The organism is Blastococcus sp. KM273128 (assembly GCF_021698975.1).
Classification (GTDB): Bacteria; Actinomycetota; Actinomycetes; order Mycobacteriales; family Geodermatophilaceae; genus Blastococcus.
In genome coordinates, this window is the sequence record NZ_SSXA01000001.1 from 13,567 (window position 1) to 26,432 (window position 12,866).

Genomic DNA, 12,866 nt, shown 5'->3' on the forward strand with positions numbered 1-12,866 from the left:
GGGGTCACTCGAGGCCGAGGTCTCGGCGCAGCTTGGCCACGTGCCCGGTGGCCTTGACGTTGTAGGAGGCGCGCTCGACGCGGCCCTCCGCGTCGATGACGAACGTCGACCGGATCACCCCGACGACCTCCTTGCCGTACAGCTTCTTCGTGCCGTACGCGCCGTAGGCCTGCATCACCTGCTTGTCCGGGTCGGAGACGAGCGTGATGCGCAGGTCCTCCTTCTCGCGGAAGCGGGCGAGCTTCTCTACCGGGTCGGGGGAGATGCCGATGATCTCCAGCCCCGCCTCGGCGAGGTCGCCGGCCGCGGCGGTGAAGTCGACGGCCTGGGTGGTGCAGCCAGGGGTCATCGCGGCCGGGTAGCAGTAGACGATGACGCGCCGGCCGCGGTAGGACGACAGCGACACCGGGGTGCCGTCGGCGTCGGGCAGCGTGAAGTCCGGCGCCGGGTCGCCGGGGGCCAGGCGGACGGGGGCGGCGTCGGTCTCGGTCATGCCGCGCATCCTGCCGTGTCCCGGGGGAGTGGTCGCAAGGGGGCGGTCAGCCGGGCAGGAAGGAGAAGCGCACCTGCCGCTGGTGGTTGTCGGTGTTGGTGTCGACCAGGCAGATGCGCTGCCACGTGCCCAGCATCAGCCGGCCCTCCAGCACCGGCACGCTGGCGTGCGGCGGCACGAACGCCGGCAGCACGTGGTCCCGGCCGTGCCCGGGGCTGCCGTGCCGGTGGCGCCAGCGGTCGTCGCGGGGGAGTAACTCCTCCAGCTGGGCCAGCAGGTCGTCGTCGCTGCCCGAACCGGTCTCCAGGATCGCCAGGCCGGCGGTCGCGTGCGGGACGAAGACGTGCAGCAGCCCGTCGCCCTCCTGCTGCACGAACTCGGCGCAGTCGTCGGTGAGGTCGACGACGACGGGGACGCCGCCGGTGCGGACGGATCGCAGCTCCGATCTCATGGCGCCGATCCTGCCCGTCACGGGCTCCGGTCGCGTGCCGGACCGTTCCCGGTGCCGGCAGAGGGGACGGCGTCCGGGGCGGCCGGCCCCCGGAGCAGGGCCGCGCGCAGCTGCGCGACCTCCGCCGTCAGCGCCTGCAGGTCGCGCCGGGTGACCGCCTCCGACTCCTCCCCGACCTCCTGCACCCGCTCCACCAGCCAGGAGGCGAACGTCGCGGTGATCACGCCGAGCAGCGCGATGCCCGTCAGCATCAGCCCGGCGGCGATCGCGCGGCCCTGCGTGGTGACCGGGAAGCGATCGCCGTACCCGACGGTCGTCACGGTGGCGAACGACCACCACAGCGCGTCGCCGAAGGTGTCGATGTTCCCCTCGGGTTGCCCGCGTTCGGCGTCCAGCACGGCGAGCGCGGCCACGAACATGAGCAGGGCCGTGGCCCCGACGACGTAGACCGCGACCCGGCCGCGCAACGAGCTCCCGGCGTGCCGGTTGAGCGCGGAGAGCAGGGTGACGAGCCGGAGGAGCCGCAGGGGGCGCAGCAGCGGCAGGACGATGACGGCCAGGTCGAACGGATGGCTCCGCACGAACCGGCCGCGGTGATCGGACAACCACAGCCGGGCGCCGTAGTCGATCGCGAACCAGGCCCAGGCGGCCGCGGTGACCCAGGCCAGCACCGTCGGCCACGGCGCGGCGAGATCGGGGTCGATGATCGGCCAGGCGTAGGCGGTCAGGAACAGCAGCGCGGCGGTGGTCAGGATCCAGCCGGTGGTGCTCTCCCACCGTCGCCGGCGCGCATCGTCGGTGGTGGGTGCGGCCATGTCCGGCGAGGTTAGCGCCGGCGGCGGTCCCGGCTCGTCCGGAGGTCGTCGGCGGCGTTCACTACTGTCGGCGGACGTGACCCGCGCCGACGGCCGTAGCGCCGACCAGCTCCGTCCGGTGACCATCACCCGCAACTGGCTCGACCACGCCGAGGGATCGGTGCTGGTGGAGTTCGGCCGCACCCGCGTGCTCTGCGCGGCCAGCGTGACCGAGGGCGTGCCGCGGTGGCGCAAGGGCTCGGGCCTGGGCTGGGTCACCGCCGAGTACTCGATGCTGCCGCGTGCCACGCACACCCGCAGCGACCGCGAGTCGGTCAAGGGACGGATCGGCGGCCGCACGCACGAGATCAGCCGGCTCATCGGCCGCTCGCTGCGCGCCTCGATCGACCTGGGCGCGCTCGGCGAGAACAGCGTCGCCATCGACTGCGACGTCCTCCAGGCCGACGGCGGCACCCGGACGGCCGCCATCACCGGCGCCTACGTCGCGCTGGCCGACGCCGTCTCCTGGCTCGGCGAGCGCGGGAAGCTGGCGAAGAAGGAACCGCTGGTGCAGTCCGTCGCCGCCGTCAGCGTCGGCGTCATCGACGGCGAGCCGCGGCTGGACCTCGCCTACGAGGAGGACGTGCGCGCCGGCACCGACATGAACGTGGTCTGCACCGGGGACGGCGGCTTCGTCGAGGTGCAGGGCACCGCGGAGGGCGCGGTCTTCGACCGGCCCACCCTCGACGCGCTGCTCGACCTCGCGGTCGCCGGCTGCGCGGAGCTGACCCGGGTCCAGCAGGTGGCGTTGTCGGCATGACGCAGCTGCTGCTGGCCACCCGCAACGCGGGCAAGCTCGCCGAGCTCCGTCGCCTGCTGGCCACCGCTGTCCCCGGCGTCGAGGTCATCGGCCTGCGCGACGTCGACGAGTACCCCGAGGCGCCGGAGACCGGCGCGACCTTCGCGGACAACGCGCTGCTCAAGGCGCGGGAGGCGGTGCGGTACACCGGCCTGCCGGCGGTGGCCGACGACTCCGGGCTCGCGGTCGACGCGCTGAACGGCATGCCCGGGGTGCTCTCGGCCCGGTGGTCGGGCCGGCACGGTGACGACGACGCCAACACCGCGCTGCTGCTCGGCCAGCTCGCCGACGTGCCCGACGAGCGGCGGGGTGCGGCGTTCGTGTGCGCGGCGGCGCTGGTCACTCCCGACGGCACCGAGCGGGTGCTGGAGCGGCAGTGGCGCGGGCGCGTGGTCCACGAGAAGCGGGGGAGCAACGGCTTCGGCTACGACCCCGTGTTCGTCCCGGAGGGGCTCGAGCTGACCTCCGCGCAGCTGGAGCCGGCGGAGAAGGACGCGCGCAGCCACCGCGGCCAGGCGTTCGCCGCGCTGGTGCCGGTCCTGGCCGAGGTGCTGACGCCCCGCTGAGCCGGCGCCCGGGTCAGTCCCGGCGCAGCGAGGAGCCCAGCCAGGCGAGGGAGTCCTGCTCGTCGGGCTCGGCGTGCCGGCCCGGGCGCTCGCCCTCCCGCGTCGGGACCGGGGTGCCCGGCTCCGGGGCCCGGTGCCGGCCACGGGCGGGCGTGGCGGCGGCGGGGTGGACGACGGCGGCGCGCACCAGGGCGGCCGGGAGCCAGGTCGCGGTCGAGGGCATGAGGTCCCATCGGCTGCTCCGGCGCCGCGGTGCAGGGGCGGTGCCCGCACGCCACCCGGCCGGGTGACGGGTCGCGGCGCGGGCGGACCGGCTACCGCTGAGCCGCGCGTGGGCTGCCCCCGCGCGTGGGCTGCCCCCGGGCGGGGCATCCCGGGCCGGTCCAGGTCTTTGTGGACGGGGCCCGGACGTTGCGGTTCGCCGACGACACCCCGGTGACCGCCGCCTCGGGCGTGGATCCGCTCGGGGACGGCTGGCTGGTCGTCCAGGACGACTCGACGGTCGCCGCCTGGCGCCGGCCCGGCGAGGTGGTCGCCGTGGCGGTGCTGCCGCCGGTCGAGGGTCTGCGCACCTTCAGCGAGGCCGCGGGCACCAAGCACCTCAAGCCCAACCTGGAGGTGGCCTGCCCGGCCGAGGTGGACGGGGAGCCGGCGGTGCTGCTGCTGGGATCGGGCTCGACGCCCCGGCGCATGCGGGCGGTGCTGGTACGCCTGGACGGCGGGCAGCCCGTGGTGCGCGGCGGAGCTGGGCCCGGTGTACCGGGGCAACCTCGCTGCCGGCGTCCTTTCGGCGAGCGTCGACGTGCCGCTGCGCGACCTCGTCGCCGTGGTCATCGGTCGCGCCGAGCCCGCCGCCGTCCCCGTGAGCCGGCCCCGGCGGTACGAGCTGGGCGAGGTCGCGGGCGTGGGGCTCGCGGTCACCGACGCGGTCGCCCTCCCGGACGGCCGGGTGCTGCTGAGCGCGGCGGCCGAGGACACCCCGAACGCGGTCGACGACGGGCCGGTGGTCGCCACCGCGGTCGCGCTGCTGGACGGCGACACGTGCAGGCGGTCGCGCCCGTCCCGGAGGTGGACGGGCACGTGCACAAGGTGGAGGGCCTGGCGCTCCGCGGGATGGAGGACGGCGTGGTGCACCTGCTCGCCGTCGTGGACGACGACGACCCGGGCACCCCGTCGGCCGAGCTCGACCTGCGCGTCGTCCTGGGTTGACCGGCGCTCAACCGGCCCGGCGGAGCAGCGCCGCGCGCCGCTCGAGCCGGCCGGGCGCGACGAGCACCAGCACGGCCAGCGCCGCCGCCACCGCCACGCCGAGCCACCACCACGGTGACTGCGCCACCGCGAGGAAGGCGGCGACCACGGCCAGGACGGCGGGCAGGGCGAGCGCGCGGGTGCGGGTCGCGTGGACGGTGAGCAGCCGGTCCTCGACGAGGTGCAGCGCGGCCTCCCGGAGGGCGTCGTCCTCGGGCACCGCGCCCCGGCGGGCCGCGCGTTCCACCGCGGCGCGCTGGTCCTCGGGCACCTCCTCGACGGCCGCCATCGCGTCGCGGACGGTGTGCGCGGTGACGAAGCCGAGCATCGGTGCGCAGACCACCGCGGCGCCCACGCCCAGGAGGACGGCGGCGGTCCAGCTGCGGTCGCCGGTCAGCCCGAGCACGAGCACGGCGAACGGGGCCAGGAGCACCCCCATCGCGATGCCGACCTGCCACCAGGGCGCTCGCAGCAGCCACGCGTTCACCCGGGGAGCCTGCGGCCGCGCGGTGGGCACCGCACCCGCCGTCACCCGGTCGGGTGACCGCCGCGCCGGCCGTCCGAGTGCGGGAGGGGGGAGTCGAACCCCCACGCCCGAAGGCACCAGATCCTAAGTCTGGCGTGGCTGCCGTTACACCACTCCCGCGTGGTCCCGGAGTCTAGGAGCACCCGGGCGGGTGGCCGGGGAGGCCCGTCGCCGCGCTGACCTGCGGCACGTCTGGCAGGCTGTCGCCGTGCCCCGCGACCCACGACAGATCCAGCTCGAGATCGATGCGGCCCGCGAGTCGCTGGCCGCCACCCTGGACCAGATCGCCTACCGGAGCAGCCCGACCCGCCTGAAGGCGCAGGGGCGGGACGCCGTGCAGCGCTTCCTGCAGACCCCGGCGGGCCAGGCCACGATCGGCGCCGTCGGCCTGCTGGTCACGCTGGTCGTCGTCCAGAAGGTGCGGAACCGGCGCAAGGACGAGGTCGAGGTGCTCGGCCGCCGCATGGTCGTGGTCGACAAGGGCCGCCGCGCCCGCTGATCCGGTGCGCCGCGATCCGGTCGGCCCGGGCCAGGAGTCGGTCTGGGACTACCCGCGCCCCCCGTCGGCGCTGGTGAGCGACCGCCACGTCGTCGTCGAGGTGGCCGGCCGGGTGCTGGCCGACACCCGGCGGGCGGTGCGGGTCTGCGAGACCAGCCACCCGCCGGTGTACTACGTGCCGCGCGAGGACGTCGCCGTCGACCTGCTCGAGCGGGCCCCGGGTCGCTCGGTGTGCGAGTGGAAGGGTGCGGCGACCTACTGGGACGCCGTCGTCGACGGCCGGCGCATCCCGGAGATCGGGTGGTCCTACGAGGACCCGGCCCCCGGTTACGAGCACCTGCGCTCGGCGATCGCCTTCTACCCGGGCAAGGTCGACCGCGCGCTGGTCGACGGCGAGCAGGCGCGGCCGCAGCCGGGCGGCTTCTACGGCGGCTGGATCACCGACGAGATCGCCGGGCCGGTCAAGGGCGGGCCCGGCTCCCTCGGCTGGTGAGCGGTCTCAGGCCTGGCTGCGCACCAGCGGCATGACGACGGTCTGCAGCACCTCGTCGGCGTAGGCCTCGTCGACCGGGCGGTGGGTGAGCAGCCAGCGCTGCACCATGAGCGCGCTGATCGACTCGGCGGCCACGGACGAGCGGAAACCGGGCCGCACCTCGCCGCGCGCCTCGGCGTTCTCCCACACCTGCTCGAAGGACTGCCGCCAGACCGCCAGCGGGCCCTTCTCGAAGGCCTCGGCGAGCGCCGGGTGGCGCGGCACGGTGGAGAGCAGCGAGAGCGTCGCCGCGCCGGTCGGGCCGTTCACCACGCCGACGAGGGTGTGCATGATCACGCGCAGGTCGCCCTCGAGCGAGCCGGTGTCCGGGCTGGGCGCCTCGTCGCGGTTCAGGTCGGAGATGGTGTCGACGACCAGGTCCTGCTTGGTGCGCCAGCGGCGGTAGATCGTCGCCTTGCCGACGCCGGCCTCGGCGGCGACCGCGTCCATGGTCAGCGCGCCGTAGCCCACGTCGGCGAGCAGCCGGAGGATGGCGGCGCGGATCACCCCGTCCCGGCTGGGGTCGCGCGGGCGGCCGCCACGACTCGGACGGGCGGCTTCAGCGGTGGTGAGAGCGGCCATGGGGCAAACCTTAGACATTCAAGTTGTGGAAGTGCTGGAACTCCCCTGCGAGTACCCCGGAAGAGCGTCGGATACCGCCGCGCGCCTGTCCCGCGGGTCCCGCGATGTCAGTCACCCTGTCCTGCGTGGGAACCATCTGCGGCGGCGTCTGCGGGTGCCGCCAGAACTGGGAGGTGCCCGGCCGGGCGAGCCGCGCGCTGCTGGCGACCACGATCGGGCACGTGCTGCCGCACGTCACCCGCACCGCCAAGGCGCTGGGCCTCACCGTGGACTCCGCGCCCCAGGTGGTCGACGTCCTCGACGACCGGGGTGGCCGCGGCCTGGAGCGGCTCTTCCAGAAGCTGGCCCGTGAGCTGACCGGCGCCGAGACCGAGGCCGTGCGGGTGGTCACCGACCCGCCGGACGACGGCGTGGCGCTCACCGCCCGGCTGCTCACCGCCCCGACGCTCGCCGTCGAGCTGGCCCGGCGCGGGGTCACCGTGGAGGTGGGCGTCCTGGCCGAGGCGGAGTTCTGGTCGGTCTACCAGCCGATCGTCTCCCTGGCCGATCGGTCGGTCGTCGCCCACGAGGCACTGCTGCGCGGGCTCGTCGACGGCCGCGAGGTCGGCGGCGGGGACCTGTTCTTCGTCGCCGAGTCGGCGGGCTGGCTGCACCGCCTGGACCGCATCGGCCGGGAGTCCGCCATCGCCGGCGCGGTGCCGTGGCTGGGCAGCCACGACCTGTTCGTGAACTTCAACCCCACCTCGATCTACCGGCCCCAGGTCTGCCTGGCGAGCACCGAGCGGGTCGCCCACGACGCCGGGATCGACCCCCAGCAGCTGGTCTTCGAGGTCGCGGAGTCGCACGCGATCGCCGACCGGGGGCACCTGGTGTCGGTGCTCGAGCACTACCGCTCGCTGGGCTGGCGGGTCGCGCTCGACGACGTCGGCACCGGCTGGTCGAGCCTGTCGCTGCTGGCCGCCGTCCGGCCCGAGGTGGTCAAGCTGGACAAGGGGCTGGTGCAGGAGCTGCCCGACGACGGCGCCCGCGCGGTGCTGAAGGCGGTCACCGACCTGGCCCACCAGCTGGGCGCGGTGGTCGTCGCCGAGGGCATCGAGACCGAGGAGCTCGCCGAGGAGGTGGCGGCGCTGGGGGCCGACCTGGGCCAGGGCTGGTTGTTCGGCCGGCCGGTGCGCCCCGAGCCCCCCGCCGAGGAGCTGGAGGGCCGCTGGCAGCCGGTGGCCCGCGCGCGCTGAGGTCGCGTCCTACCCCAGCGCCCAGCCGGTGAGCACGGGTCGGCCGTGCTCGTGCCCGAGGACGCCGTACCTCCCGGCCGGCAGCGCGAACAGGGCGCCGGCCTCGGGAGCCAGCCCGAGCCACCGCGCCGTCAGCACCCGCAGCACGTGCCCGTGGGCGACGAGGGCGACGTCGCCGTCGGGCAGCCGGTCGCGCACCCGGGCCAGCACCCGGTCGACGCGCGCGCCGACGTCGGCGAGCGACTCACCTCGGACGTCGGCGTCGACCGTGCCGTCCCGCCAGATCGACCACTGCCGGCCCAGCTCCTCGCTGATCTCGGCGGTCGTGCGGCCCTCGTAGCCGCCGTAGTCGAGCTCGACCAGGTCCCCGTCGACGGCGGTCGGGGGGAGCCCGGCCAGCTCGGCGGTGCGCCGCGCCCGTTGCAGCGGGCTCACCCGCACCTCGGTGAACCGCCGCCGCCCCAGGACCTCCCGCAGGGCGCGGGCCTGCTCCTCGCCCTCGGGCAGCAGGGGCAGGTCGGTGGCCCCGGTGTGCTGGCCGGTGCGGCTCCACTCCGTCTGCCCGTGCCGCAGCACGACCACCTCGCCCGTCCGCTCGCTCACGGTGCCCATCGAACACGCCGGCGCGGGAACACGCGCGCCCGCCGTCGCGCTGGCCGGTGGCATGACCACTGCAGAACTGAGCGACACGTTCACGATCGGCGGGGACCTCCCCGTGCACCGTCTCGGCTACGGCGCCATGCAGCTGCCCGGCCCGGGGGTGTGGGGCGAGCCGGCCGATCGCGCCGCCGCCGTCCGCGTGGTGCAGGCCGCCGTCGAGCAGGGCGTCGACTTCATCGACACCGCCGACTCCTACGGCCCCGAGGTCAGCGAGCAGATCATCGCCGAGGCGCTGCACCCCTACCCGGAGGGCCTGGTCATCGCGACCAAGGCCGGGCTGACCCGGCAGGGCCCGGACGTCTGGACGCCGGTCGGGCGCCCGGCCTACCTCAAGCAGCAGGTCGAGCTCTCGCTGCGGCACCTGAAGGTCGAGCGGATCGACCTCATCCAGCTGCACCGCATCGACCCCGAGGTGCCGCTGGCCGACCAGCTGGGCGCTTTCGTCGAGCTCAAGGAGCAGGGCAAGGTGCGCCACATCGGCGTCTCGGAGGTGTCGGTCGAGGAGCTCGAGGCCGCCCGCGCGATCACCGAGATCGTCAGCGTGCAGAACCTCTACAACCTCACCAACCGGCAGAGCCAGGACGTCCTGGACCACGCCACGGAGCACGGCATCGCATTCATCCCGTGGTTCCCCATCGCCACCGGTGACCTCGCCTCGCCCGACAGCCCGGTCGCGGACATCGCCCGCGAGCTCGACGCCACGCCGTCCCAGGTGGCGCTGGCCTGGCTGCTCCAGAAGTCGCCGGTCATGCTGCCGATCCCGGGCACCAAGTCGGTGGACCACCTCACCGAGAACCTGGGTGCGGCGCGACTGACGCTCTCGGCCGAGGACATGGCCCGCCTGGACGCCCTCGCCTGAGCGAAGACCTCGGCACCGTGCTCTCGCGGATCATGCGCACTCGTGGCCATCGCCGGCTGGTGGCCACGAGTCCGCATGGCTCGGCGTGGGGTGGACCCCGGCGCGACAGCGGGCGGCGGCACGCGTCACCATGTCCCCGTGGATGCTGAGGACTTCCGCCAGGTCAAGGACGCCGTTCGCCAGCTGATCCGCGGATCGGTGGTGCCCCGCGAGGAGCAGATCGAGGACGAGGACCGCATCCCCGACGACCTGCGCGCGCAGGCCGCCGAGATGGGGCTGTTCGGCTACGCGCTGCCCGAGGACCACGGCGGGCTGGGCGTCACCATGGCCGAGGACGTCGAGCTGGCCATGGAGTTCGGCTACACGACGCCGGCCTTCCGCTCGCTGTTCGGCACCAACAACGGCATCTCCGGCCAGGTCATCGCCAAGTTCGGCAGCGACGAGCAGAAGAAGAAGTACCTGCCGCGCCTGTCCGCCGGCGAGCTGATCGGCTCCTTCGCGCTGACCGAGGCCGAGGCCGGCTCCGACCCCTCCGCGCTGCGCACCAGCGCCCGCCGCGACGGCGACGGGTGGGTCATCAACGGCAGCAAGCGCTACATCACCAACGCGCCGATCGCCGACCTGTTCGTCGTCTTCGCCCGCACCGACCCCGCGGAAAAGGGCGGACGCGGCATCTCCAGCTTCGTGGTGGAGACGACGACGCCGGGGGTCACCGTCGGGCCCAAGGACAAGAAGATGGGCCAGGCCGGCGCCTGGACCTCCGAGGTGTACTTCGACGACGTCCGGGTGCCCGCCGACGCCCTCATCGGCGAGGAGGGCCGCGGCTACGCCAAGGCGCTCACCGTGCTGTCCCGCGGCCGGCTGCACATCGCGGCGCTGTGCGTCGGCATGGCGCAGCGGGTGCTCGACGAGTCGGTCGCCTACGCCGCCACCGCCAAGCAGGGCGGGGCGCCGATCGGCCGCTTCCAGCTGGTGCAGGCGATGCTCGCCGACATGCACGCCGAGCTGCTCGCGGGCCGCAGCATGGTGCGCGACGTCGCGGCCCGCTACGACTCCGGCGAGGACACCTCCGTCGGCCCGTCGTCGGCGAAGCTGTTCTGCACCGAGATGGTGGGGCGCGCTGTCGACAAGGCCGTGCAGGTGCACGGCGGCATGGGCTACTTGCGGACGACGCCGGTCGAGCGCTTCTACCGCGACGCCCGGCTGTTCCGGCTCTACGAGGGCACCAGCGAGGTGCAGCGGGTCATCGTGGGCGGCGCCCTGCTGCGCGAGGCCGGCATGCCGCGTGCGTGAGGACCCTCCTGCCCGCCACCACTCGCAGGCTCGCGGCGGGCCCCTGCAGGAGGGCCACCTGACGGAAGAGGCGCGGGAGGTCCGTCGCGCGGCGGTCGGCGAGCTCGGGGAGGCGCTGCGTGAGCTGGTCGACGCCGCCGTCCGCACCGAGGTGCCGCTGGACCGGCTCGCCGAGGCCACCGGCGCGGCGCGGGAGCTGACCGCGCTGCTGTCGACGGACCTGCGCGAGGTGCACGAGATCGCCTCGGTGGACGACCCGGACAGCGGGCAGCGCTGGTACAGCCCGGTGTACGGGCCGGGCAGCCCGGTGGCCCCGCCGATGGAGGTCGTCGACTTCCCGGACGAGGGCCGGTGCGTCAGCCGCGTGACCGTCGGGAAGAAGCTCGAGGGCCCGCCGGGGCTGGTGCACGGCGGGGTCGTGGCCACGCTGCTGGACCACGTGCTCGCCCGCTCGGCGCGCGGGGCCGGGCACGGCGGCCTGACGGCGACGCTGACGGTCACCTACCGGCGGCCGGTGCACCTGGGCGTCCCGCTCCTGGTGACCGGTCAGCTGGTCTCGGTCGAGGGGCGGCGGGCCACCGCCACGGCCCGGCTGGTCGCCGAGGACGACCCGGGCACCACCCTCGCCGAGGGCGAGGCGCTGCTGGTCGCGCTACGGGCCGAGCGGGCGTCGGAGGTGTTCGCGCGCACCGGCCGCGACGTCGGCGCCTGGACCAGCCGCAGCTGAAACGAGTTCGGGAACCGCGCGGTACCCGGTAGCGTCCGGCCTCCACCCACGCTCCAGGAGGGCCCGTGCGACGCACCCGGATCAGCTACAGCGGCTCCTACCAGCCACTGACCGCGCCGCCGGCCGCGACGCCCGACGGGCTGCGCCCGGAGCTGGCCGACGTCGGCCGGCTGGCCCGCCGCGGCGTGCGGGCGCTGGTCGGCGCGGCGCGGGCGGGGGAACGGCCGCAGCTGTCCCAGGTGCTGGCCGCGCACCTCGGCGACGCCGCCGAGGGGCTGGACGTGGTCGAGGAGACCTGGCCCGGCTACGAGCACGTGAACGTCCAGGCCGGCGTCGACGCCTGGCTGTCGCTGCCGGGGCGCGTGCACGAGCTGGTCGGCGTCGCCGGGTTCCAGCACATGCACTTCGGCCTCGGCGACCTGCTCGGGTCGGCGGGCGAGCACCCGCACGGCCCGCGTCCCGGCAACCCGGCCACGGTCAACCTCGCCTGCGGCCCCGACGGCGAGGTGCGCGCCTGCCAGCGCTGCGCGATCTACCTGGTCACCGAGCCGGACGGCGGCCGCGCCGCGCTGCTGCTGCGCGGCGCGTCACCGGAGATGGGGATGGCGCAGGTCTCGGTGCAGCTGGTGGGCACCGACCTGGCCGGGGTGGCCGGCGCCGCGGCCGAGATCCGCGCGGCGAGCGTCGAGCACAACGTGTTCCGCGGGCAGGTCCTCTCCTTCGGCCAGGAGGTCTTCGGGCACGGCCAGACGCTGCTGCAGTTCCACCGCCGCCCGGAGCTGCGGGCCGACCAGCTGGTCCTCGCGCCGTCCACCCTGGCGGAGATCCAGCGGCAGGTCGTCGACGTCGCCCGGCACAAGGAGCGGCTGCTGGCCGCCGGGCAGCACCTCAAGCGCGGGGTGCTGCTCTACGGCCCGCCCGGCGTCGGGAAGACCCACACCGTCCGCTACCTGGTGAGCAGCCTGCACGGCACCACGGTCATCCAGCTCACCGGCAACGCGCTGCACCTCATCGCCGAGGCGTGCTCGGTGGCGCGGGCGCTGCAGCCGGCCATGCTCGTGGTGGAGGACGTCGACCTCATCGCCGAGGACAGGGGCGTGCACCCCGGCCAGCACCCGCTGCTGTTCCAGCTGCTCAACGAGATGGACGGGCTGGCCGAGGACGCCGACGTCGTCTTCGTGCTGACCACCAACCGCGCGGACCTGCTGGAGCCGGCGCTGGCCGCCCGGCCGGGCCGGGTGGACCAGGCGGTGGCGCTGGACCTGCCCGACGCCGCGGCCCGCCGGGCGCTGTTCGAGCTCTACCGCGGCGACCTGGACGTGGACACCAGCGGCCTGGACGACGTGCTGGCCCGCACCGAGGGCGTGACGGCCTCGTTCCTCAAGGAGCTGCTCCGCCGGGCGGCGCTGGTCGCCGCGGCACGGACCCCGGACGGCGGGGCGCTGGCCGTCTCCGCGGACGACCTCACCGCGGCCCTGGACGAGCTGCTCGACACCCGCAACGCGATGACCCGCACGCTGCTGGGCAGCCTCCCCGGCTGAG

16 protein-coding genes, 1 tRNA gene and 2 pseudogenes are annotated in these 12,866 nt (G+C 75.0%); 11 read left to right on the plus strand and 8 right to left on the minus strand.

Going from position 1 to position 12,866, the window contains the following annotated elements:
- Window positions 1-4: 4 nt before the first annotated feature.
- From bcp to E9529_RS00105, 3 genes are read right to left on the minus strand one after another with little or no spacing between them, the layout of a single operon-like run.
- Entirely contained in the window at window positions 5-493 is a 489-nt protein-coding gene (bcp, locus tag E9529_RS00095; RefSeq protein WP_236829097.1) for a thioredoxin-dependent thiol peroxidase, read from the minus strand.
- 46 nt (window positions 494-539) lie between these two features.
- Window positions 540-944 carry a YjbQ family protein gene (locus E9529_RS00100; RefSeq protein WP_236829098.1) on the minus strand — a complete coding sequence of 135 codons (405 nt, stop codon included), beginning with the start codon at window positions 942-944 and terminating at the stop codon, window positions 540-542.
- Window positions 945-961: 17 nt separating this feature from the next.
- Window positions 962-1,759 (minus strand): potassium channel family protein, encoded by a 798-nt coding sequence (locus E9529_RS00105; RefSeq protein ID WP_236829099.1) that lies wholly within the window; start codon window positions 1,757-1,759, stop codon window positions 962-964.
- Window positions 1,760-1,835: 76 nt separating this feature from the next.
- Here E9529_RS00105 and rph point away from each other — a divergent pair, with 76 nt between their 5' ends.
- Window positions 1,836-2,558: a ribonuclease PH gene (gene rph / locus E9529_RS00110; RefSeq protein ID WP_236829100.1), complete on the plus strand. Its 723-nt coding sequence runs from the start codon at window positions 1,836-1,838 to the stop codon at window positions 2,556-2,558.
- Window positions 2,555-3,163: an RdgB/HAM1 family non-canonical purine NTP pyrophosphatase gene (gene rdgB, locus E9529_RS00115; protein WP_236829101.1), complete on the plus strand. Its 609-nt coding sequence runs from the start codon at window positions 2,555-2,557 to the stop codon at window positions 3,161-3,163. The genes rph and rdgB overlap by 4 nt, the downstream gene beginning before the upstream one ends.
- A 13-nt stretch (window positions 3,164-3,176) precedes the next feature.
- On the opposite strand, the gene E9529_RS00120 is transcribed toward rdgB, so the two are convergent.
- Window positions 3,177-3,386: a hypothetical protein gene (locus E9529_RS00120; protein ID WP_236829102.1), complete on the minus strand. Its 210-nt coding sequence runs from the start codon at window positions 3,384-3,386 to the stop codon at window positions 3,177-3,179.
- 212 nt (window positions 3,387-3,598) lie between these two features.
- Here E9529_RS00120 and E9529_RS22905 point away from each other — a divergent pair.
- Both E9529_RS22905 and E9529_RS22910 read left to right on the plus strand, forming a co-directional pair.
- Window positions 3,599-3,877 (plus strand): annotated as a pseudogene (locus tag E9529_RS22905) (hypothetical protein); the annotation flags it as partial.
- Window positions 3,878-3,965: 88 nt separating this feature from the next.
- Window positions 3,966-4,372 (plus strand): annotated as a pseudogene (locus E9529_RS22910) (hypothetical protein).
- A 7-nt stretch (window positions 4,373-4,379) separates the two neighbouring features.
- Here the strand turns inward: E9529_RS22910 and E9529_RS00130 are convergent.
- Window positions 4,380-4,898, minus strand: coding sequence for a hypothetical protein (locus E9529_RS00130; RefSeq protein WP_236829104.1), 519 nt, complete (start codon window positions 4,896-4,898; stop codon window positions 4,380-4,382).
- 78 nt (window positions 4,899-4,976) lie between these two features.
- Window positions 4,977-5,057, minus strand: a tRNA-Leu gene (locus tag E9529_RS00135).
- Window positions 5,058-5,145: 88 nt separating this feature from the next.
- Between E9529_RS00135 and E9529_RS00140 the strand changes: the two genes are divergently transcribed.
- Window positions 5,146-5,436: a DUF3618 domain-containing protein gene (locus E9529_RS00140; RefSeq protein ID WP_236829105.1), complete on the plus strand. Its 291-nt coding sequence runs from the start codon at window positions 5,146-5,148 to the stop codon at window positions 5,434-5,436.
- A gap of 4 nt (window positions 5,437-5,440) precedes the next feature.
- Window positions 5,441-5,929, plus strand: a complete 489-nt coding sequence (locus E9529_RS00145; RefSeq protein WP_236829106.1) for a DUF427 domain-containing protein — start codon at window positions 5,441-5,443, stop codon at window positions 5,927-5,929.
- A 6-nt stretch (window positions 5,930-5,935) separates the two neighbouring features.
- On the opposite strand, the gene E9529_RS00150 is transcribed toward E9529_RS00145, so the two are convergent.
- On the minus strand, window positions 5,936-6,550 hold the full coding sequence (locus tag E9529_RS00150; protein WP_236829107.1) for a TetR/AcrR family transcriptional regulator: 615 nt from the start codon (window positions 6,548-6,550) through the stop codon (window positions 5,936-5,938).
- Between the two features lie 125 nt (window positions 6,551-6,675).
- Between E9529_RS00150 and E9529_RS00155 the strand changes: the two genes are divergently transcribed.
- A complete protein-coding gene (locus tag E9529_RS00155) occupies window positions 6,676-7,785 on the plus strand; it encodes an EAL domain-containing protein (RefSeq protein WP_236829108.1) in 1,110 nt (369 codons plus the stop codon).
- Between the two features lie 9 nt (window positions 7,786-7,794).
- Here the strand turns inward: E9529_RS00155 and E9529_RS00160 are convergent, their stop codons facing one another.
- Window positions 7,795-8,388, minus strand: coding sequence for a histidine phosphatase family protein (locus tag E9529_RS00160; protein ID WP_236829109.1), 594 nt, complete (start codon window positions 8,386-8,388; stop codon window positions 7,795-7,797).
- A gap of 1 nt (window position 8,389) precedes the next feature.
- Between E9529_RS00160 and E9529_RS00165 the strand changes: the two genes are divergently transcribed.
- The 4 genes from E9529_RS00165 to E9529_RS22505 all read left to right on the plus strand — a co-directional run bounded on the left by E9529_RS00165 (window position 8,390) and on the right by E9529_RS22505 (window position 12,865).
- The gene (locus E9529_RS00165) at window positions 8,390-9,304 is read left to right on the plus strand and encodes an aldo/keto reductase (protein ID WP_236829110.1); all 915 of its coding nucleotides are present in this window, start codon (window positions 8,390-8,392) and stop codon (window positions 9,302-9,304) included.
- 138 nt (window positions 9,305-9,442) lie between these two features.
- Window positions 9,443-10,597: an acyl-CoA dehydrogenase family protein gene (locus tag E9529_RS00170; protein WP_236829111.1), complete on the plus strand. Its 1,155-nt coding sequence runs from the start codon at window positions 9,443-9,445 to the stop codon at window positions 10,595-10,597.
- Window positions 10,590-11,324, plus strand: coding sequence for a PaaI family thioesterase (locus tag E9529_RS22500; protein WP_236829112.1), 735 nt, complete (start codon window positions 10,590-10,592; stop codon window positions 11,322-11,324). The genes E9529_RS00170 and E9529_RS22500 overlap by 8 nt, the downstream gene beginning before the upstream one ends.
- A 65-nt stretch (window positions 11,325-11,389) precedes the next feature.
- Window positions 11,390-12,865, plus strand: coding sequence for an ATP-binding protein (locus E9529_RS22505; RefSeq protein WP_236829113.1), 1,476 nt, complete (start codon window positions 11,390-11,392; stop codon window positions 12,863-12,865).
- The last annotated feature ends 1 nt before the right edge of the window (window position 12,866 follow it).

Coding starts and splice junctions, on each gene's coding strand:
- bcp (WP_236829097.1), bottom strand. CDS start 493: ATGACCGAGACCGACGCCGCCCCCGTCCGCCTGGCCCCCGGCGACCCG.
- E9529_RS00100 (WP_236829098.1), bottom strand. CDS start 944: ATGAGATCGGAGCTGCGATCCGTCCGCACCGGCGGCGTCCCCGTCGTC.
- E9529_RS00105 (WP_236829099.1), bottom strand. CDS start 1,759: ATGGCCGCACCCACCACCGACGATGCGCGCCGGCGACGGTGGGAGAGC.
- rdgB (WP_236829101.1), top strand. CDS start 2,555: ATGACGCAGCTGCTGCTGGCCACCCGCAACGCGGGCAAGCTCGCCGAG.
- E9529_RS00120 (WP_236829102.1), bottom strand. CDS start 3,386: ATGCCCTCGACCGCGACCTGGCTCCCGGCCGCCCTGGTGCGCGCCGCC.
- E9529_RS00150 (WP_236829107.1), bottom strand. CDS start 6,550: ATGGCCGCTCTCACCACCGCTGAAGCCGCCCGTCCGAGTCGTGGCGGC.